Below are 19,387 nucleotides of genomic sequence, written 5' to 3'. Positions count from 1 at the left end.
GCGGTGCCAGGCACCGCCCCCACCCCCGCCCTGGCGAACGGGTCACTGCTTCTGCGACAGCCTCTTGTTCATCTCGCCCTCGACGGCCTTGGCGGCGTCGGCGTGCGACTTCCCCTTCAGGACCGACGTCATATAGGTCTTGATCGGGTTGGGCGGGTTCTCCACGGCACCCCACTCGGGGATGAGCGGCGTCAGGCCGCCGCCCTCGACCGCGGGCGCGGCGGCCTCGGCGGCGGGGTTGCCCTTCAGATTGCTCTGCAGCGCGGACTTGTTGGGGATGACCCCGCCCTCCTTGGCGAGCTCACCCTCGTACTTGTCGGACAGCGCGATCTTCAGGAACTCCTTGGCGAGCTCCTGCTTCTCGCTGCCGGCCGCGACGGCGAGGTTCGAACCGCCGAGGAAGACGCCCTCGGGCTCGTCGGCGGTCTCACCCGGGATGGTGAAGTAGCCGATGTCCTTCTCGATCTTCTTGTTGGCCTTGATCGCGGTGGCCGCCTCCCAGCTCAGTCCGATGAAGGCGCCGGTCTTGCCCTTGGCGAAGACCTCGGCCTGCTGGGGGGTGGCCTCGTCCTTGTCCTTGGGCGCCTCGGAGTAGGAGGCGTACTTCTTGTAGATGTCCATGGCCTTGCCGACCTTGGGGTCGGCGAGGTTGGAGACCCACTTGCCGCCCTTCTTCTTCACCAGGTCGGCGTCCTGGCCGATGAGCAGGCCGTCCAGGAAGTACCAGTTCTGGCCGGGCATGTAGAGGGGCTCGGCGTCGGTCTTCTTGCCGATTTTCTCGAGCGCGTCGAAGAATTCCTGGCGGGTCTCGGGCGTGCCCTTGATGCCCGCCTCGGACCAGATCTTCTTGTTGTAGATGACGGTGCGGTTGACGGCGAACCAGGGTGCCGCGTACTGCTTTCCGTCGTAGACCGCGGACTTGTTGAGGGAGGGCGTCCAGTCCTTGCCCAACCCCTTCTTCAGGTCGCTGAGATCGGCCAGTCCGCCGGTGCGCGCGTACGCCGGGGTCTGGGTGTTGCCGACCTCGATCACGTCCGGCGGGTCGGACTCGGAGAGGGCGGTGGTGATCTTCTGCTGGATGCCGTTCCACTGCTGGACTTCCAGCTTCAGCTTGGCACCGGTCTTCTTCTCGAAGGCCGCCTTGACGTCCTTGGTCCACTGATCGGGCGTGGAGCCGTCCATCGCCCAGAGGGTCAGGGTCTGGCCCTTGAAGCTCTCGGGGCCGTCCTTCTTGTCGCCGTCCGACCCGCAGGCCGCGACGTTCACCATCAGCGCCGCGACACCGGCCGCGGCAATGAGGCCCCTATGTATGCGTACCACAGCATTCTCCCCTGCACACTGGAACGCTCCGCACCGCAAATCCGGAGTGGCTTCCGGACGGAGTTGGTTTAGACCAATGAGATGAAGAGAGCTTGGCCTAGACCTTTAGGGGTGTCAACGGTGTATAAAGCTCGCTGTCGGTTCCGTTATCGGAACGACATCTGAGCTGGGACGCCCGCCCGGACCGGGGCCGTGCCACGATGTGAGCCGCTACGCAACACGGAGGAAGCCGGTGACGGCAGCACCACAGGAGTCGGGAAGGCGGGCCATGAGCACGGACGGGGGCGGCGCGGTCGCGCCGGCCGCGGCGGACACCGGGTCCGCGGGCGGCAACGGATCGGCGGCCCGCACCGCGCGCGTGCCAAAGTACTACCGGCTGAAGCGGCACCTGCTGGAGATGACCGAGACCCTGCCGCCGGGCACCCCGGTACCGCCCGAGCGGACGCTGGCCAGCGAGTTCGACACCTCGCGCACCACGGTGCGGCAGGCGCTCCAGGAACTCGTCGTCGAGGGGCGCCTGGAGCGCATCCAGGGCAAGGGCACCTTCGTCGCCAAGCCCAAGGTCTCGCAGGCGCTGCAACTCACCTCCTACACCGAGGACATGCGGGCCCAGGGACTCGAACCCACCTCGCAGCTGCTGGACATCGGCTACGTCACCGCCGACGACCGGCTCGCCGTGCTGCTGGACATCCCCGCGGGCGGACGCGTCCTGCGCATCGAGCGGCTCCGGCTGGCCAGCGGCGAACCCATGGCGATCGAGACCACCCACCTGTCCCAGAAGCGGTTCCCCGCACTGCGCCGCAGCCTGGTCAAGTACTCCTCGCTCTACACCGCACTCGCCGAGGTCTACGACATCCACCTGGCGGAGGCCGAGGAGACCATCGAGACCTCACTGGCCACCCCGCGCGAGGCCGGGCTGCTGGGCACCGACGTCGGACTGCCGATGCTGATGCTCTCGCGGCACTCCCGGGACACCGCCGGGGAGCCCGTGGAGTGGGTGCGGTCGGTCTACCGCGGCGACCGCTACAAGTTCGTGGCCAACCTCCAGCGCCCCACGGCCTGACTCCGCCGCCCCACCGGCCACCGGCCACCGGCCACCGGCCACCGGCCACCGGCCACCGGCCACCGGCCACCGGCCACCGGCCACCGGCCACCGCAACCAGCGGGACCGCGCCGCGGGTTCCCCTTCCGCGCCGCGGATCGCGGTTCCCCCTCCCGAGGTATGGCGCTGATCAAATCGGTGTTCTACGGTCGGCCTGCCGTGGTAGGCGCGCCACCTCGAATGGTGCGCAGGTGAGGTCGAGGAGGGACGCGCGTGCCCAGCACTGCACAGCCGGCCGGCAAGCTCGGTCCACGCTCCATAGCCGTCTGGACAGCCGTCGCGCTGATCGGCGCGGCAGGCTGGGCCATGCTCGCTCTCGCCCGCGGCGAAGAAGTCTCCGCCGCGTGGATGGTGGCGGCCGCACTCGGCTCCTACGCCATCGGCTACCGCTTCTACGCGCGCTTCATCACCACCCGGGTGCTGCGCGTCGACAAGACGCGGGCCACACCCGCCGAGCGGCTCGACAACGGCATCGACTTCCACCCCACCGACCGGCGCGTGCTGCTCGGCCACCACTTCGCCGCGATCGCGGGCGCCGGACCGCTGGTCGGCCCGGTGCTGGCGGCCCAGATGGGATATCTGCCGGGCACCATCTGGATCGTCGTCGGCGTGATCCTGGCCGGCGCCGTCCAGGACATGGTGACGCTCTTCTTCTCCATGCGGCGGGACGGCAAGTCGCTGGGGCAGATGGCGCGCGAGGAGATCGGCCCGGTCGGCGGCGCGGCGGCGCTGCTCGCCGTTCTCGCCATCATGATCATTCTGCTGGCGGTGCTGGCGCTGGTCGTCGTCAACGCGCTGGCCGAGTCGCCCTGGGGCACCTTCTCGATCGGTATGACGATCCCGATCGCGCTGTTCATGGGGTTCTATCTGCGGGTGCTGCGCCCCGGCCGGGTCACCGAGGTCTCGCTGATCGGCATCGCGCTGCTGCTGTTCGCCCTGGTGGCCGGACGGTGGGTCGCCGAGTCCTCCTGGGCCGACACCTTCACCCTGGAGCCGGGCACCCTGGTCGTCTGGATCCTGGTCTACAGCTTCATCGCCTCCATCCTGCCGGTGTGGATGCTGCTGGCGCCGCGCGACTACCTGTCGACGTTCATGAAGATCGGCACCATCGGGCTGCTGGCCGTCGGTGTGGTGGTGACGCTGCCGACGCTGAAGATGGCGGGCATCACCGACTTCGCGGGGGTGGGCGACGGGCCGGTGTTCGCCGGTTCACTCTTCCCGTTCGTCTTCATCACCATCGCCTGCGGCGCCCTGTCCGGCTTCCACGCGCTGATCTCCTCGGGCACCACGCCGAAGATGATCCAGAAGGAGACCCAGATCCGGATGATCGGCTACGGCTCCATGCTGATGGAGTCGTTCGTCGCCATCATGGCGATGGTCGCCGCCAGCATCATCGACCCGGGCCTCTACTTCGCGATGAACGCGCCCGCCGGCGTCATCGGCGACAATGTGCAGGCCGCCTCCGAGGCGGTGCGCAGCTTCGGGTACAGCATCTCCCCCGACCAGCTGGCCGCCGCCGCGAAGGCCGTCGAGGAGCAGTCGCTGCTCTCCCGGACGGGCGGCGCGCCCACCCTGGCGATCGGGGTGTCCACCATCTTCTCGGAGGTCGTGGGCGGCTCCGGGATGAAGGCGTTCTGGTACCACTTCGCCATCATGTTCGAGGCGTTGTTCATCCTGACCGCCCTGGACGCCGGCACCCGGGTGGGCCGGTTCATGCTCCAGGACATGCTCGGCAACGTCTACAAGCCCTTCCGCCGGGTGAGCTGGTGGCCGGGCCTGCTGCTGTCCAGCGGCGTCATCGTGGCGCTGTGGGGCTACTTCCTGTGGGTGGGCGTCCACGAGCCGCTCGGCGGGATCAACCAGCTCTTCCCGCTCTTCGGGATCGCCAACCAGCTGCTGGCCGCCGTCGCCCTGGCGGTCTGCACCACGCTGCTGGTCAAGTCCGGACGGCTGAAGTGGGCGTGGGTGACGGCCGTACCGCTGGCGTGGGACGCCGTCGTCACACTGACGGCCAGTTGGCAGAAGGTCTTCTCCACCGACCCGAAGATCGGTTTCTTCCAGCAGCGCGCCGACTACCAGGAGGCCATCGACCAGGGGAAGGTCATCGCCCCCGCCAAGAGCATGGACGACATGCACACGGTGGTCACCAACTCGACCGTGGACGGGGTCCTCTCGGCGCTCTTCGCGCTGCTGGTCATCGTCGTCCTCGCCGACGCGGCCCGCACCTGCGTGCGCGCGGTGCGCGACCCGGAGGGCACCCGGATGCACGAGGCGCCCTATCGGAAGTCGACGCTGACGGCGCCCGCCGGACTGATCGCCACCAAGGAGGAGAAGACCGAGCTGGCCGAAGCGGCGGCAGCCGGGCCGTCCGGCGGCGGAGCGGACGGGGACTCCCGGTGAGCGGGGCAGCCGCCGACCGGATGGTGCGCCCGGTGCTGCGTGCCGGACGCTGGGTGCGCTGGTATGTGCGCGAGCTGACCGACGAGAGCGCCTACGACCGGTATGTGGCCCATGTGCGCCGGCACCAGGGCCCGGACGCGGAGGTCCCCAGCAGGAGGGAGTTCGAGCGGCGCCGCACCGACGCCCGCGAGGGCGACCCGCGCGAGGGCTTCCGCTGCTGCTGAGTACCCGCCCGCGGGTGCGGTCGCACCGCGCCGCCGACCGTCCCGGCGGCGCCTTCCTCGGCGGGCCGCGCTGTCGGTGGTGTGGCGGATGATGACGGCATGGACATCACGGTGAGAACGGCCAGGCCCGCGGAATACCCGGAACTCGGCGAGTTGGTCGCCCGGGCCTATCTGAGCGGCGGGCTGCTGGACCTCGGCGAGGCCGACCCGTATCTGGAGACCCTGCGGGACGCTGCGGGCCGCGCCGGCCACGCGGAGCTGCTCGTGGCCGAGGAGGACCAGGGCGAACTGCTGGGCACCGTCACCTTCGTCGGCCGCGGCGGGCCCTTCGCGGAGCGGGCGCGCCAGGACGAGGGCGAGTTCCGGATGCTGGGAGTGCGCGAGTCGGCACGCGGACGCGGGGTCGGGGAGGCGCTGGTGACGGCCTGCTCGGACCGGGCCCGCGCGCTGGGGCTCTCGGGGCTGGTGCTCTCGACCCAGCCGACCATGCATGCCGCCCACCGCCTCTACCGGCGCCTCGGGTTCCGCCGGGACCCCGAGCGGGACTGGAGCCCGGTCCCGGGCGTCACCCTGTGGGCCTACGCGCTGCGCCTGTGAACGCTTCCCCGCCCGGGCCACGCGCCGCGCCCGGCCCGGGTGACCGGTCTCCGTGCCCGCACCCCGCGCCGCGCCGGGGGCGCTGCGGGGGGGCTGGCGCCGGTTCCCGACACGACCCAGGACGGCACAAGATATGGGGTGCCTGCTTAGGCCGAGCACAAGATGTATGGTGTCTCACGGCTGTCGCCCTCGACGCAGGGGAATCCGGTGCGAATCCGGAACTGTCCCGCAACGGTGAGGGGCCGGCGCGAGCCCGCCCGCGAGTCCGAGTACCTGCCGGCGGCAGCCTGATGAACGTCCAGGTCTCGTGGGTTGGACCGGTGGGCGGAGCGCGCCGTGCCCTGAACAGGGTTCCGGGCCCGGGACCGGGCTCGGTGCCCGAGCGGGGCGGCCGGGCGCGCGCCTCTCCCTCCGTGCCGCTGCCCACGGCCAGTGAGCAGCGAGGGAGAGCACCGCGTGACCGTCACCACCGCCCCCACCCTTCCGGCACCCGTCACCCCCGGCTCCGCCACGGGGGGCGAGGCCGGCGAGGACCCTTCGGCCGCCGCGTTGCGCGCGACCCTCGCCGCGCTCACCGCCGACCTCCCGGACGCGGACCCGGCTCCGGTGCTGGCCGCGGCGCTGCGCGGCAGGCAACCGGGCGCGGACGCGGTGGAACTGCGCACCCTGGCCATCGAGTCCGCGGCCGGCCGCATCAGCGAGGACCCCGCGTACTCCCGGCTGGCGGCCCGGCTGCTGACCCTCGCGATCCGGGACGAGGCGGCCGCGGAAGGCGTCGTCTCGTTCTCCGACGCGGTGGCGCTGGGCCACGCGGAGGGGCTGATCGCCGACGGTACGCACGCGTTCGTCCGCCGGCACGCCGACCGGCTGGACGCGCTGGTGCGGGAGGCCGTCGAGGACGGCGCCGACGACCGGTTCGGGTACTTCGGGCTGCGGACGGTCCACTCCCGCTATCTGCTGCGGCATCCGATCACCCGGCGCCCCGTCGAGACGGCGCAGCACTTCCTGCTCCGGGTGGCCTGCGGACTGGCCGCTGACGAGTCGCCGCAGGCCCTCGCGGAGGTGGCCGACTTCTACCGGCTCACCAATTCCCTCGCCTATCTGCCCTCCTCCCCCACGCTCTTCAACTCCGGCACCCGCCACCCGCAGATGTCCTCCTGTTATCTGCTCGACTCCCCCCAGGACGAACTGGACTCGATCTACGAGCGCTACCAGCAGGTCGCGCGGCTGTCCAAGCACGCGGGCGGCATCGGTCTGTCGTACTCCCGGATCCGCTCCCGCGGGGCACTGATCCGGGGCACCAACGGCCACTCGAACGGCATCGTGCCGTTCCTGCGCACGCTGGACGCGTCCGTGGCCGCGGTCAACCAGGGCGGCCGCCGCAAGGGGGCAGCCTGCGTCTACCTGGAGACCTGGCACGCGGACCTGGAGGAGTTCCTGGAGCTGCGGGACAACACCGGCGAGGACGCGCGCCGCACCCACAACCTCAACCTGGCGCACTGGATCCCGGACGAGTTCATGCGCCGCGTCGAGGCGGACGAACAGTGGTCGCTCTTCTCCCCGTCCGAGGCGCCGGAGCTGGTGGACCTGTGGGGCGAGGAGTTCGACGCCGCCTACCGCCGCGCCGAGGCCGAGGGGCGCGCGGTCAAACGGCTGCCCGCGCGGCAGCTGTACGGCGCGATGATGCGCACCCTCGCGCAGACCGGCAACGGCTGGATGACGTTCAAGGACGCCGCGAACCGCACCTCCAACCAGACCGCGGAACCGGGCAACACCGTGCACTCCTCGAACCTGTGCACGGAGATCCTGGAGGTCACCGACGACGGGGAGACCGCCGTCTGCAACCTGGGCTCGGTGAACCTGGCCGCGCACCTGAGCGAGGAGGACGGCGGCCCGCTGCCGGACCGGATGGACTGGAAGCGGCTGGACGCCACGGTCCGCACCGCGGTGCGGTTCCTGGACCGCGTGGTGGACATCAACTTCTATCCGACCGGGCAGGCCGCCGTCTCCAACTCCCGCTGGCGGCCGGTGGGCCTGGGAGTGATGGGCCTGCAGGACGTCTTCTTCCGGCTCGGGCTGCCCTTCGACTCCCCGGAGGCCCGCGAGCTGTCCACCCGGATCGCCGAGCGCATCATGCTGGCCGCCTACGAGACCTCCGCCGAGCTGGCCGAGCGGCACGGACCACTGCCCGCGTGGGAGGCGACCCGCACGGCGCGCGGCGTGCTGCACCCCGACCACTATCCGGCCACGGCCGGGGAGCGGGCCTGGCCGCAGCGGTGGGAGGCGCTGCGGGCACGGATCTCCCGGACCGGGATGCGCAACTCCCTGCTGCTGGCGATCGCTCCGACGGCCACCATCGCGTCCATCGCGGGGGTGTACGAGTGCATCGAGCCGCAGGTCTCCAACCTGTTCAAGCGCGAGACGCTCAGCGGCGAGTTCCTCCAGGTGAACACCTATCTGGTCGCGGAGCTGAAGCGGCTGGGGCTGTGGGACGCGCGCGCCCGGGAGGCGCTGCGCGAGGCCAACGGCTCGGTGCAGGAGCTGGAGTGGGTGCCCGCGCAGGTCCGCGCGCTCTACCGGACGGCCTGGGAGACCCCGCAGCGGGCGCTGATCGACATGGCGGCGGCCCGTACCCCGTATCTGGACCAGAGCCAGTCGCTGAACCTCTTCCTGTCCTCGCCCACCATCGGGAAGCTCAGCTCGATGTACGCCTACGCCTGGAAGCGCGGCATCAAGACCACGTACTACCTGCGGTCGCGCCCCGCGACCCGGATCGCGCAGGCGGCCGGAGCCACCGCTTCGGTGCCCGCCCCCGCCCCCGCCCCCGCCCCCGCGACGGCCGACGAGGCCCTCGCCTGCTCCCTGGAAAACCCCGAGTCCTGCGAGGCATGCCAGTAATGACGACGAGCGACCCGACAGCCGCCAAGAACCTGCTCGACCCGGGTTTCGAACTGACGCTGCGCCCGATGCGCTACCCGCATTTCTACGAGCGCTACCGCGACGCGATCAAGAACACCTGGACCGTGGAGGAGGTCGACCTCCACTCCGACGTCGCCGACCTGGCCAAGCTCACCCCGGGCGAACAGCACATGATCAGCCGGCTGGTGGCGTTCTTCGCCACCGGTGACTCGATCGTGGCCAACAATCTGGTGCTGACGCTCTACAAGCACATCAACTCGCCCGAGGCGCGGCTGTATCTGTCCCGGCAGCTGTTCGAGGAGGCCGTGCACGTCCAGTTCTATCTGACACTGCTGGACACCTATCTGCCCGACCACGACGAGCGCGCGGCGGCCTTCGCCGCGGTGGAGAACATCCCCTCCATCCGGGAGAAGGCGCAGTTCTGCTTCCGCTGGATGGACGCCGTCGAGAACATCGGCGAGCTGGCCTCCCGCGAGGACCGGCGGCGCTTCCTGCTCAATCTGATCTGCTTCGCCGCCTGCATCGAGGGGCTGTTCTTCTACGGCGCGTTCGCCTACGTCTACTGGTTCCGCTCGCGCGGACTGCTGCACGGGCTGGCCACCGGGACCAACTGGGTGTTCCGCGACGAGTCGATGCACATGTCCTTCGCGTTCGACGTGGTGGACACCGTGCGCCAGGAGGAGCCCGAGCTCTTCGACGCGGAGCTGGAGAAGCAGGTGACGGCGATGCTGGAGGAGGCCGTCGAGGCGGAGCTGCAGTTCGCCCGCGACCTGTGCGGGGACGGCCTGCCGGGGATGAACACCGACTCCATGCGCGAGTACCTCCAGGCGGTCGCCGACCAGCGGCTGCGCCGGCTGGGCTTCCCGGAGCGCTACGGGTCCGGCAACCCCTTCACGTTCATGGAGCTGCAGAACGTCCAGGAGCTGACGAACTTCTTCGAACGCCGCCCCTCGGCCTACCAGGTGGCGGTGGAGGGGTCGGTCTCCTTCGACGACGAGTTCTGAGCAACACCCCACAGACCCCGGGCGGGGGCCAGGTGGCCCAGGCTCCCGCCCGGTTTCCGCTGCCGCACCGGCGGCCCGGGCGCTCGGCCCGGGCCGCGCGGCTCAGTCGTTGGGGACCGTCTCGTAGCGGGGCGTGCTGTCGGCCATCTGCCGGAGCACGTCCTTGCGCTCGCGCTTGGAGAGCCGGTCGATGTACAGATACCCGTAGAGGTGGTCGGTCTCGTGCTGCAGGCACCGGGCGAAGTAGCCGGTGCCGCGCACGGCGATCGGCTTGCCCTGCGCGTCCTGGCCCCGCACCACGGCCTGGTCGGGGCGGGCGAGCGGGTGGTAGGCGCCGGGCACCGAGAGGCAGCCCTCGCTGCCGTCGTCCAGCACCCGGCGTTCGGCGGGAAGCTGGTCGAGCACCGGGTTGCAGACGACGCCCACGTGCCGTTCGCCCGCGTCGTCGTGGCAGTCGTAGACGAACACCTTCAGGTCGACGCCGATCTGGTTGGCGGCGATGCCGACTCCCTCGGCGGCGCGCTGGCTGGCGAACATGTCGTCGATCAGCGCGGCGAGCTCGTCGTCGAACTCCGTCACCTCCCGGCACTCCCGGTGCAGCACCGGGTTGCCGACGACGGTGACCGGCCGGGCCGTGCCCCGCTCGGTGTGCGCCTCCTCGCGGGCCGCCGCGTCCGTCACGTCGTCGACGAACTCGCCCTCGGGGGCAGCGGCCGCCCCGGCCGTCGTTTCCTGCTGCTGCGCCATGCCGTCGTACGCCTTCCTGCGACCCGTGAGAGCTGAGCGGCCGGTGATCCGGCTGGGCCCCGTACGGACCCGCCCTACAGGGTACGGGCCCGCCGCCGACGGCTCAGCAGACCTCCTCGAGATCCCGCCACTCGCGGGTGTCCGGGCTGTCGGCGACCCAGCCGTCCAGCAGCCCGTGCACCAGCGCGGCGGGCGCCGCCAGTCCGCACTCGCGCTCGGGCACCCACAGCTCACCGGGTCCACCCTGCGTCATATGGCCCAGCGGACCGGGGTGGCCGGGCGAACTGTGGTCGTGCGGATCCAGATGCACGGTGCCGTCGCCCTCGTCGGCGGGCATGGCGCTCTCCGAGCAGGCCCGGCACAGCAGCCGCACCGAGGAGGACCAGTCCTCGGCCGCGAACCCGGCGTCGGCCGCGAGCCGCTCCAGTGCGTCCCGGTCGCTCTCCGTGGCCGCCTCCAGCAGGACCACCCAGGTGGGCACCGGCGAGGGAGCCCACAGCTCGATCTCGTCGAAGACCGGGTAGGACGGCCCGGCCGCCGTGGTGCGCTCGCCGTGCGGGACGCCGTCGTGCAGCACGACCTCGCCCCAGCGCCGCCCCGAGGAGGGCAGCGGAATGCTCTGGATCTCCATCCGCGCCGGATCGATACGGCGGCCCCACACCACCTCGGCCTCGCCCTCCGGGGAGAGCCGTACGGCGGCACTGCCGAGCTGCATCCCGGTGGGCTCCTCGGCGGCGGCGGCGCCGTGCGAGGGGCCGGCCACGTGCAGCCCGTACGCCTGCCAGGCCCGGCGGGCCAGCGGCCAGTCCTGGAGCGCGGTGGCCGCGATGCCCACGTTCCACCAGTCGGGCGCCCCGGACTCGCGGTCCAGCAGCGCCACGGCGCGCAGCCCCGCCGTGCGGGCCTGCTCCCAGTCGTGCCGGAACTTGTACAGCAGCGCGAGATTGAACCAGGACTCCGAGAGCCACGGCTCCAGGTCGGCGGCACGGGTGAGCAGGGCGCCCGCATCCTCGTAGCGCCCGTCGCCGATAAGCGTGAAAGCCCGGTCCGTCGCCTGCCGCCATGAAGCGGAGGGCCGGTGCCGCACCTTGCCGAAGATCCTCAATGTGCTCCCGCCGATCCCGCCGTTCCGCCTGTCCTCGGGCCCGGCCCGCGCCCGGCCCGCCGTCTGCCGATGGGGTTGTGCACTCGGACGCCGCGCGCCCGTCCTCGCCTCTCGCGGTTCCCCCTTCGCATCCAACCATGCCCGCTCGGGTGCCCGCTCATTACCCGTGCGTCAGACCTCCGCCGCCCTCGCCACGACCCGTGACAGGGCCTCCACCACGCGTGGTTCGTGATCCCGGCCGGCCGCGCGCAGCCGGTGCAGAGCCCGCGCACGGGCCACCGCACCGGCTGTCCCGCTGTCACCGAGGAGGTCGTCGTAGGCGTTGACCGTGCGGAGTACCCGCGCCGTCACCGGCTGCTCCCGGTACGGATCGGCCTGTGCCTCCACCGCGGACGCCACCCGGCGGCGGACGCCCGCCTGCCGCAGCACCGCACCGCCCAGCAGGGCCACCCGGCGCTGGCTGCCCGCATCCAGCACCGCCGTGGCGCCGCCGGGAACCGGATCGGCCAGGGAGAGCTGCCCCACGTCGTGTGTGAGGGCCGCATACTCCAGCGCGGTGAGTTCCCCCCCGGTCAGGCCCAGCTCGCGCCCCACGGCACGGCTGAGGTCCGCCACCCGGCGCGCATGCCCGCGGGGGGTGCAACCCGCCACCTCGGGGGCCCGCGCGAGGGAGGCGAGGGTCGGCCGGTGGGTGGCCCGTGCGGAGGCACGGCGGCGCAGCGCGCACTGGACGACGAGGACGGGGGCGCAGCACAGCGGAAGTGCCGGGAGCCCGGCGGCGGCGACGGCCAGCGCGAAGAGCACGGCGGTCGCGGCGAGGGCGGGCACCGTGGCCAGGTGGGACCGCAACGGATGGCGCTCGGCCCGGCCGTGGTGCCCCGCCGGAGCGGCCCCGGAGCCGTCTGCGCGCACCGCGGCAGCGGCCAGGAGCGCGTCGAGGCAGCCGACGAGCAGGGCCACGGACAGCAGGCACAGCGGCAGGAGCCCGTCCGGCACGGCGGCACCGCCCGACCGGCCCCTGCCGTACAGCGGTTGGCAGCACAGGGCCGCCGCGCCCACCCCGAGCACGAGCCGGGCGAGGGCCTGCGGCGGCGGCGCCTGCCCTAGCGCCACCAGCGGGGTCAGTCCGACGAGGGAGCCGACGGCGGCCACCGCGACGGCCTGCGCGGGACCGTGCCCGGCGGCTGCGCCCGCCACCTGGCCGCAGAGGGCGTAGCCGAGCGCCGCGGCACCGGAGAGCAGCCCGGTGGTACGGATCCCGGAGCGCTCCTCGGGCAGCCGCACCCGGGCCAACTCCCCGGCGGCGACCAGCAGTCCGAAGGCCAGCGCGGTACCGGGCCGGGCGAGGCCGCGCCACAGGGTGCTGCCCAGGGCGCCGCACACCACCAGTGCCGCTGCCGCGTTGCAGGCGGCGACCAGCCGTGCCGCCGTGGTCCGGGTCATACCGCGACGCCGTCGATCCGCGCCCCGGCCGCCTGCGCCGTGCTCCGGCGGCCGGTCGGCGGCGGAGCCGCCGCGCGTGGCCCGGAGACCTCGGCGAACGGCCAGCCGTGCCGGCTCAGCGCCCGGCCGAGGGCCGCGACCATCCGGGGGTCGAACTGGGTGCCCGCGCAGCGCTCCAGCTCTTCCAGCGCCGCGGCGACGGGCCGCCCCGGGCGGTAGCAGCGGGTCGAGGTCATCGCGTCGAACGCGTCGGCGACGGCGACGACCCGGGCCGCCTCCGGGATCTGCGGTCCGGCCAGGCCCCGCGGATACCCGGTCCCGTCCATCCGCTCGTGGTGGTGGAGGACCGCTGCCCGGGCCTCTCCCAGGAAGTCGAGCCCGCGGACGATCTCGGCCCCGTGCTCGGGGTGCCGTTCCATGACGCGGCGCTCGGCGGGGGTGAGCGGGCCGGCCTTGCACAACAGTCCCGCGGGGACGCCGAGTTTGCCGATGTCGTGCAGGACGCCGGCGCAGCGCAGCGTCTCGGTGCGCTCCTCGTCCAGCCCCAGTTCGCGGGCGATCAGCACGGCGGCGAGGCCGACCCGTTCGCCGTGGCCGCGGGTGTAGTGGTCCTTGATCTGCACCGCCTGGGAGAGCGCACGCACCGCGGCCTGCCGGGCCACGCGCTCGGGGCGGCACCACCGCAGCCCCCACCAGCCGAGCCAGACCGGCCCCAGCGCGGGGAGCACGGCGAGCGGACCGTAGGCACTGCGCCACAGCACGACGGCCACCGGCACGGTCAGCACACCGGCCAGCACGAGTGCCGCGCGGTTGCCCTCCGCCGTCCCGGCCGTCCGTGCGGTCCCGGGCGTCGGCGCGTGCGCCGTCCCCGCGGCGGCCACCGCCTGTGGCCTGCTCCTCGTGAGCCGCATCCGCGGCCTCCTCCCCGCCTGCTGCATGGCGGGGACACTAGGAGCAGTGCGCGGGGCGGCTCACGGCACTCGGGCAGGTTCCCCCGTACGAGACGGTCCTTACTCACCCGAAGGAGGGAGAAGGGGCGCTCCCGTCCGGTCCCGTACCCGCCTCGCGCCGGAAAGCCGTCGGCAGGTCGCGCCCGGCACGAACTCCGGACCCGGGGGGCGTTCCTGGCGTCCTGCGGTGCCCGGCGGGGCTGCCGACGCTTCGGCACCCGGCGCGGCATCCGGGCGTTCTCCGGCGCTCGGCGCGGCTTCCCGGCAGCCTGCGGTGCTCAGCCCGGGCCGGTGTGCCGTCCGGGCGGTCAGCCGGGGTTCTTGTCGTCCCCGGAGCCGACCGCGTCGGCGGTCTCCGCCGCCGCGCCGCCGGATGCGGCCCGGGGGCCCGCCCCCTGGTCCGGACCGGCGTCCGCGCCCTCGCGGGCCTCGCCCTGGCGGATCACCTCGATCCGTCCCATGACCTTGGACCGCAGGTCGGAGGGGACGTCGTCCTGGCCGCAGCAGCGCTTGACGAGCTTCTTGACCTCGCGCTCCAGCCCGTACTTCTCGAAGCAGGGCGAGCACTCGTCGAAGTGCTCCTGGAACTTGGCGCAGTCACCTTCGGGCATCTCCCGATCGAGGTACTCGTAGAGGTGGTCGAGGACCTCGGAGCAGTCCGTCTCGTGCGGCTCTCCGCAACTCATGAGCCCGAGCCTTTCCGGTCTTGCGACCCGTCCGCCGCGGCACCGGCCGGGACCAGGCCGCGCTCCTGCGCGTAGCCCTCCAGCATCTCGCGAAGCTGGCGCCGTCCGCGGTGCAGACGGGACATCACCGTACCGATGGGTGTCCCCATGATGTCGGCGATCTCCTTGTACGCAAAGCCCTCGACATCGGCGAGGTAGACGGCGATGCGGAACTCCTCGGGGATGGCCTGGAGCGCTTCCTTCACGTCGGAGTCCGGCAGGTGGTCGAGTGCCTGCGCCTCGGCCGAGCGCAGTCCGGTCGACATGTGCGACTCGGCGCGCGCCAGCTGCCAGTCCTCGATCTCCTCCGCGGCGCTGCGCTGGGGCTCACGCTGCTTCTTGCGGTAGGAGTTGATGAAGGTGTTCGTCAGAATGCGGTACAGCCACGCCTTGAGGTTGGTGCCCGCACGGAACTGGTGGAAGGACGCGTACGCCTTCGCGTAGGTCTCCTGCACCAGGTCCTCGGCGTCGGCCGGGTTCCGCGTCATCCGCAGCGCGGCGGAGTACATCTGGTCGAGGAACGCGAGCGCGTCCCGCTCGAAGCGCGCGCTGCGCTGCTCCACCGTCTCCGACGCCGCTGTCTCCTGCTGTGTGCTCGAGCCGCCTTCGGTCCCGGTGACCGGACCCACCTCCTCCAACGTGGTGGCGAGCCCGAACGAAGACCCGCCCGAATCGGAGAATAGACGACGACCGCCACCGCCCGCCGCTTGAATCTTCGCGCCGGAGGACAGTGCCACCGTGGCCCAGTCCAGGTCAGCGGCCCGCGGACGCTGGGGGCAAGCGACAGAACCCATCGGGGCGGCTCCCTTTCCTCATGGAGGGTATGGCTGTATCTCACACTCTTCCCGGCCGCGGATTCCCTCCGCGGCCGGACACCCCGTGCAACCATCCGGGTGCGCCGATCATTCCCGGGCGGCGCGGGGACCGCTCACCCCTGGCCGCGCCGGGCCTCCCGGCCCCCGCTGATCCACCGGGTGACGGCGCCGGTGACCAGCTCCATCGCGGCCGCCTCGGTCAGCTCGGCGGACTTCGGCAGGGCGAAGCCGTGGTCGGCGCCGGGCACCTCCACCGGAGCCGTACCGGCCGGGAACTCCGCGGGGCGGCCGAACGGGTCACGGCCGCCCTGCACCACCAGCACCGGCAGCTCCACCGAGGTCAGCTCCTCGGCGCGGGACTTCTCCGGCCTGCCCGGCGGGTGCAGCGGGAAGGACAGCGCCAGCACCGCGCAGGCGCCCAGCGCCCCCGCGGTGCGGCAGGCGACGCGGGCACCCGCGCTGCGCCCCCCGGCGATCACCGGCAGTCCCGGCAGCGCCAGCGCCGGCCACAGGGCGCTCCACGCGGCGTCCAGGGTGCGGGGCGCCGGAGCCACCTTCTTCCCGGCCACCCGCCAGGGCTGCTCGACCAGCGCCACCGTCACGCCCTGGGCGGGCAGCTCGGCGGCCAGGGCGCGCAGGTCCCGGGCCTCGATCCCGCCGCCCGCGCCGTGCCCGAGGGCCAGCACCGTGTGTGCCGGACGCGCGTCGTGCCAGGTGATCCTGGCCTCGCCCACGGGGGTGGCGACGGTCTCGGCCCGGGGTCCGGCTCCGCGCGGCTGCGGGGCCTGCTGCTGCCTGCTCATACCGGCATCCTGCCAGCGGACCGCGGACGAACGCCCGGCACTCCCCGGGCACGTCCCGGCACGCTCAGAAGAGGGTCTCCTCCTCCGGTGCGGGGAGCTCCTTGAGGAGGTGCGGGCCGTTGTTGCGGACGTTGCTGACGTCCGTGGAGACGGGCCAGGCGCGCAGCAGGCCCTCCGGCGGCGGGGCCAGCAGCTCCCGCAGTTCCCCGGAGCCGCTGCGGGCGGGGTCCAGCCAGGCGTCCCAGCGGTCCGGGGTGAGCATCAGCGGCATCCGGGGGTGGATGTCGGCCAGCGACCGGGGGCCGCCCTCGGCGTGCTCGTCCGCGTCGGCCAGCGGCGTGGTCTCCGCCGCGGTGGTCAGGACGGTGCACGTCGCCCACCAGCCCTGCGGATGGTCGTCGGGCAGCGTCTTGTCCCGCCAGAACTCGTACAGGCCCGCCATCGCCATCACCGGCCGCTCCTGCCGGGCGGCGTGCGGCGCGGGGGCGTGCGGCGCGGGGGAAATGAAGTAGGGCTGCTTGCGGGGCCGCTTGCGCTTGCCCTCCTGTTCGAGCTTCAGCTCGCCCTGTGCGGTGACCCACTCGTAGTAGCCGTCCGCGGGCAGCAGGCAGCGGCGGGCGGCGAAGGGACGGCGGTAGGCGGGCTTCTCGTGCACGGTCTCGGCCCGGGCGTTGATCATCTTGACGCCCATGTCGGGTGATTTGGCCCACCCGGGCACCAGGCCCCACTTGAGCGTGCGCAGCTGCCGCACCGGCCGCGGGTCGTCGCTCCCCTTGACGGGGCGGTCGAGGACCGCGTGGACCTGCTTGGTGGGCGCGACGTTCCAGTCCGGTTCCGCCGCCTCGGCGGGCTCCCACTTCTCCACCTCGAACAGCCGGACCAGATCCTCGGCACTCCGGCTCGCTGCATACCGTCCGCACATGCCTGCAAGACTGCCACGGCACGCCGGGCCGTCGCCGTGCGTTGACCGGACGCGGAGCGGCACGGCCCCCGAGCACACGAGGAGAACACCCCGAACATGGACAACGCGAGCATCACGGATGTCTGGGACCGGGTCGTCGGCGGCCAGCAGCCCCCCGAGGAGTGGCTGGTGCTGGTCACCGGTCTCGTCGCGCTGCTCGCGGTGGCGCCGCACGGCGTGTGGCGGATCTCGCGCAACGCGGTCACCATCGCGCACGAGGGGGGACACGGACTCATAGCCCTGCTCACCGGGCGGCGGCTGGACGGCATACGGCTGCACTCGGACACCTCGGGGCTGACGGTCTCGCGCGGCAAGCCGCACGGGCTCGGCATGGTGCTGACCGCCGCCGCGGGCTACACCGCTCCCCCGCTGCTCGGCCTGTGCGGCGCCTGGCTGCTCTCCTCCCACCACGTCACCGCGCTGCTGTGGGGCGCCACGGCGCTGCTGGTGGCGATGCTGGTGATGATCCGCAACGCCTACGGCGTGCTCGCCCTCGTCCTGACCGGCGGCGCGTTCCTGCTCATCTCCTGGCTGACCGGCCCCCAGGTGCAGGCGGCGTTCGCCTACGTGGTGGTGTGGTTCCTGCTGCTGGGCGGGGTGCGGCCGGTCTTCGAGCTGCAGGGCAAGCGGCGGCGGCAGGGGGCGCACCGCGGCCCGGCCGGGCCCGGCATGCCGGACTCGGACGCCGACCAGCTCGCCCGGCTGAGCCATCTCCCGGCAGCCGCGTGGCTGTTCCTCTTCCACGCGGTCGCGCTGTGCTCCCTCGTCGGCGGCGGGCGCTGGCTGCTGGGGCTGTGAACCGGGGCCCGGGAGCCCGCCGCGGGGCGGGCGCCGACCAGCGGGACGGCCGGCCACCAGCCATTACAGTGGCCCCATGACCGACCAGCGCACCAGCCCCGCAGAGACCGCACTCTGGCCCGCTCCCACCGCACCGGGCCGGGTCGAGGCGACCGTCACCGTGCCGGGCTCCAAGTCGGTCACCAACCGCGCCCTGGTACTGGCCGCGCTCTCCTCCGAACCGGGCTGGCTGCGCCGCCCGCTGCGGTCGCGGGACACCCTGCTGATGGCGGAGGCGCTGCGGACCCTGGGGGTGGGGATCGAGGAGACCGTCTCGTCCTCATCCTCGGCGTACTCGGCCACCGCGGCCGACAGCGAACGTCCCGGAGGCGAGGCGTGGCGGGTGATCCCGACGGCGCTGCGCGGCCCGGCGACCGTGGACGTCGGCAACGCGGGCACCGTGATGCGCTTCCTGCCGCCGCTGGCGGCGCTCGCCCGGGGGCCGATCCGGTTCGACGGGGATCCGCGTTCCTACGAACGCCCGCTGCACGGCGTCATCGACGCGCTGCGCACGCTGGGCGCCCGGGTGGAGGACGGGGGGCGCGGCGCGCTGCCGATGACGGTGCACGGGAACGGCTCGCTGGCGGGCGGCCCGGTCGAGATCGACGCGTCCTCCTCCAGCCAGTTCGTCAGTGCTCTGCTGCTGTCCGGTCCGGGCTTCAACCAGGGGGTCGAGGTCCGGCACACCGGCCGCACACTGCCGTCCATGCCGCACATCCGGATGACCGTGGACATGCTGCGCGCCGCGGGCGCGAAGGTGGACGCGCCGCAGGACGGGGGCGCGCCGAATGTGTGGCGGGTGACTCCCGGGGCCCTGCTCGGCCGGGACCTGACCATCGAGCCGGACCTGTCCAACGCGCAGCCCTTCCTCGCTGCGGCACTGGTGACCGGCGGCCGGGTCACCGTCCCGGACTGGCCCGAGCACACCACCCAGCCCGGTGACGCGCTGCGCGAGATCTTCACCGCCATGGGCGGCTCCTGCGTGCTGGACGAGCGGGGCCTGACCTTCACCGGCGGCGGCCGGATCCACGGCATCGACATCGATCTGGGCGAAGTGGGCGAGCTGACGCCGGGCATCGCCGCCGTCGCGGCGCTGGCCGAGGGCGAGTCGGTGCTGCGCGGCGTCGGGCATCTGCGGCTGCACGAGACCGACCGGCTGGCGGCACTCGTCAAGGAGATCAACAGCCTGGGCGGGGACGTGACCGAGACGGAGGACGGGCTGCGGATCCGGCCGCGGCCGCTGCACGGCGGCGTCTTCCACACCTACGACGACCACCGGCTGGCCACCGCGGGCGCGGTGCTCGGCCTGGCCGTCGAGGGCGTCGAGGTGGAGAACGTCGCGACGACGTACAAGACCCTGCCGGACTTCCCGCGGATGTGGGACGAGCTGCTGGGACTCCCGTCCGGGTCCGGGACCGGAGAGAGAGCCTGAGAG

At 72.7% G+C, this 19,387-nt stretch carries 16 protein-coding genes, 1 pseudogene and 1 riboswitch; of the genes and pseudogenes, 8 read left to right on the top strand and 9 right to left on the bottom strand.

Features of this window, described 5'->3' with window-relative positions; all coding sequences use genetic code 11:
* Positions 1 to 42: 42 nt before the first annotated feature.
* Positions 43 to 1,311 (bottom strand): extracellular solute-binding protein, encoded by a 1,269-nt coding sequence (locus ACFYMO_RS16490; RefSeq protein WP_366774707.1) that lies wholly within the window; start codon positions 1,309 to 1,311, stop codon positions 43 to 45.
* A gap of 277 nt (positions 1,312 to 1,588) precedes the next feature.
* On the opposite strand from ACFYMO_RS16490, the gene ACFYMO_RS16485 reads away from it, so the two are divergent.
* The 6 genes from ACFYMO_RS16485 to ACFYMO_RS16460 all read left to right on the top strand — a co-directional run bounded on the left by ACFYMO_RS16485 (position 1,589) and on the right by ACFYMO_RS16460 (position 9,566).
* The gene (locus tag ACFYMO_RS16485) at positions 1,589 to 2,383 is read left to right on the top strand and encodes a GntR family transcriptional regulator (protein ID WP_019354505.1); all 795 of its coding nucleotides are present in this window, start codon (positions 1,589 to 1,591) and stop codon (positions 2,381 to 2,383) included.
* Positions 2,384 to 2,635: 252 nt separating this feature from the next.
* Positions 2,636 to 4,822 carry a carbon starvation CstA family protein gene (locus ACFYMO_RS16480; RefSeq protein WP_388546941.1) on the top strand — a complete coding sequence of 729 codons (2,187 nt, stop codon included), beginning with the start codon at positions 2,636 to 2,638 and terminating at the stop codon, positions 4,820 to 4,822.
* A gap of 20 nt (positions 4,823 to 4,842) precedes the next feature.
* Complete coding sequence (locus tag ACFYMO_RS16475) at positions 4,843 to 5,046, top strand: YbdD/YjiX family protein (RefSeq protein ID WP_366774709.1); 204 nt, start codon at positions 4,843 to 4,845, stop codon at positions 5,044 to 5,046.
* A 99-nt stretch (positions 5,047 to 5,145) separates the two neighbouring features.
* Positions 5,146 to 5,643, top strand: coding sequence for a GNAT family N-acetyltransferase (locus ACFYMO_RS16470; RefSeq protein ID WP_366774687.1), 498 nt, complete (start codon positions 5,146 to 5,148; stop codon positions 5,641 to 5,643).
* A 160-nt stretch (positions 5,644 to 5,803) separates the two neighbouring features.
* Positions 5,804 to 5,939, top strand: a riboswitch (cobalamin riboswitch).
* 160 nt (positions 5,940 to 6,099) lie between these two features.
* Entirely contained in the window at positions 6,100 to 8,541 is a 2,442-nt protein-coding gene (locus ACFYMO_RS16465) for a ribonucleoside-diphosphate reductase subunit alpha (RefSeq protein WP_388546938.1), read from the top strand.
* Positions 8,541 to 9,566, top strand: coding sequence for a ribonucleotide-diphosphate reductase subunit beta (locus ACFYMO_RS16460; protein WP_366774689.1), 1,026 nt, complete (start codon positions 8,541 to 8,543; stop codon positions 9,564 to 9,566). Before ACFYMO_RS16465 ends, ACFYMO_RS16460 begins: the two co-directional genes overlap by 1 nt.
* Positions 9,567 to 9,668: 102 nt before the next feature.
* On the opposite strand, the gene def is transcribed toward ACFYMO_RS16460, so the two are convergent.
* The 8 genes and pseudogenes from def to ACFYMO_RS16420 form a co-directional block, all read right to left on the bottom strand.
* Positions 9,669 to 10,313, bottom strand: coding sequence for a peptide deformylase (def, locus tag ACFYMO_RS16455; RefSeq protein WP_366774690.1), 645 nt, complete (start codon positions 10,311 to 10,313; stop codon positions 9,669 to 9,671).
* 103 nt (positions 10,314 to 10,416) lie between these two features.
* A complete protein-coding gene (locus tag ACFYMO_RS16450) occupies positions 10,417 to 11,418 on the bottom strand; it encodes a tetratricopeptide repeat protein (protein WP_019354498.1) in 1,002 nt (333 codons plus the stop codon).
* A 171-nt stretch (positions 11,419 to 11,589) separates the two neighbouring features.
* Positions 11,590 to 12,861, bottom strand: a complete 1,272-nt coding sequence (locus tag ACFYMO_RS16445; protein ID WP_366774691.1) for a hypothetical protein — start codon at positions 12,859 to 12,861, stop codon at positions 11,590 to 11,592.
* Positions 12,858 to 13,655: pseudogene (locus ACFYMO_RS16440) on the bottom strand (HD-GYP domain-containing protein); the annotation flags it as partial. The gene ACFYMO_RS16445 and the pseudogene ACFYMO_RS16440, both read right to left, overlap by 4 nt.
* 464 nt (positions 13,656 to 14,119) lie before the next feature.
* Complete coding sequence (rsrA, locus tag ACFYMO_RS16435; protein ID WP_366774692.1) at positions 14,120 to 14,497, bottom strand: mycothiol system anti-sigma-R factor; 378 nt, start codon at positions 14,495 to 14,497, stop codon at positions 14,120 to 14,122.
* The gene (locus ACFYMO_RS16430; RefSeq protein ID WP_388547025.1) at positions 14,494 to 15,165 is read right to left on the bottom strand and encodes a sigma-70 family RNA polymerase sigma factor; all 672 of its coding nucleotides are present in this window, start codon (positions 15,163 to 15,165) and stop codon (positions 14,494 to 14,496) included. Before ACFYMO_RS16430 ends, rsrA begins: the two co-directional genes overlap by 4 nt.
* Positions 15,166 to 15,464: 299 nt before the next feature.
* Positions 15,465 to 16,154, bottom strand: coding sequence for an alpha/beta family hydrolase (locus ACFYMO_RS16425; RefSeq protein ID WP_366774694.1), 690 nt, complete (start codon positions 16,152 to 16,154; stop codon positions 15,465 to 15,467).
* Positions 16,155 to 16,218: 64 nt separating this feature from the next.
* Entirely contained in the window at positions 16,219 to 17,076 is an 858-nt protein-coding gene (locus ACFYMO_RS16420) for an SOS response-associated peptidase (protein WP_366774695.1), read from the bottom strand.
* Positions 17,077 to 17,172: 96 nt separating this feature from the next.
* On the opposite strand from ACFYMO_RS16420, the gene ACFYMO_RS16415 reads away from it, so the two are divergent.
* Together ACFYMO_RS16415 and aroA are read left to right on the top strand one after the other, a co-directional pair.
* Complete coding sequence (locus tag ACFYMO_RS16415) at positions 17,173 to 17,913, top strand: M50 family metallopeptidase (RefSeq protein ID WP_019354491.1); 741 nt, start codon at positions 17,173 to 17,175, stop codon at positions 17,911 to 17,913.
* Positions 17,914 to 17,989: 76 nt separating this feature from the next.
* Positions 17,990 to 19,384 (top strand): 3-phosphoshikimate 1-carboxyvinyltransferase, encoded by a 1,395-nt coding sequence (gene aroA / locus ACFYMO_RS16410; protein ID WP_366774696.1) that lies wholly within the window; start codon positions 17,990 to 17,992, stop codon positions 19,382 to 19,384.
* The last annotated feature ends 3 nt before the right edge of the window (positions 19,385 to 19,387 follow it).

This window comes from Streptomyces sp. NPDC007025 (assembly GCF_042869455.1).
Classification (GTDB): Bacteria; Actinomycetota; Actinomycetes; order Streptomycetales; family Streptomycetaceae; genus Streptomyces.
Note: the sequence above shows the minus strand (reverse complement) of the source record. Positions and strands in the feature narration are given on the sequence as shown.

Coding starts and splice junctions, on each gene's coding strand:
- ACFYMO_RS16485 (WP_019354505.1), top strand. CDS start 1,589: ATGAGCACGGACGGGGGCGGCGCGGTCGCGCCGGCCGCGGCGGACACC.
- ACFYMO_RS16475 (WP_366774709.1), top strand. CDS start 4,843: ATGGTGCGCCCGGTGCTGCGTGCCGGACGCTGGGTGCGCTGGTATGTG.
- ACFYMO_RS16470 (WP_366774687.1), top strand. CDS start 5,146: ATGGACATCACGGTGAGAACGGCCAGGCCCGCGGAATACCCGGAACTC.
- ACFYMO_RS16460 (WP_366774689.1), top strand. CDS start 8,541: ATGACGACGAGCGACCCGACAGCCGCCAAGAACCTGCTCGACCCGGGT.
- def (WP_366774690.1), bottom strand. CDS start 10,313: ATGGCGCAGCAGCAGGAAACGACGGCCGGGGCGGCCGCTGCCCCCGAG.
- ACFYMO_RS16445 (WP_366774691.1), bottom strand. CDS start 12,861: ATGACCCGGACCACGGCGGCACGGCTGGTCGCCGCCTGCAACGCGGCA.
- rsrA (WP_366774692.1), bottom strand. CDS start 14,497: ATGAGTTGCGGAGAGCCGCACGAGACGGACTGCTCCGAGGTCCTCGAC.
- ACFYMO_RS16425 (WP_366774694.1), bottom strand. CDS start 16,154: ATGAGCAGGCAGCAGCAGGCCCCGCAGCCGCGCGGAGCCGGACCCCGG.
- ACFYMO_RS16420 (WP_366774695.1), bottom strand. CDS start 17,076: ATGTGCGGACGGTATGCAGCGAGCCGGAGTGCCGAGGATCTGGTCCGG.
- ACFYMO_RS16415 (WP_019354491.1), top strand. CDS start 17,173: ATGGACAACGCGAGCATCACGGATGTCTGGGACCGGGTCGTCGGCGGC.
- aroA (WP_366774696.1), top strand. CDS start 17,990: ATGACCGACCAGCGCACCAGCCCCGCAGAGACCGCACTCTGGCCCGCT.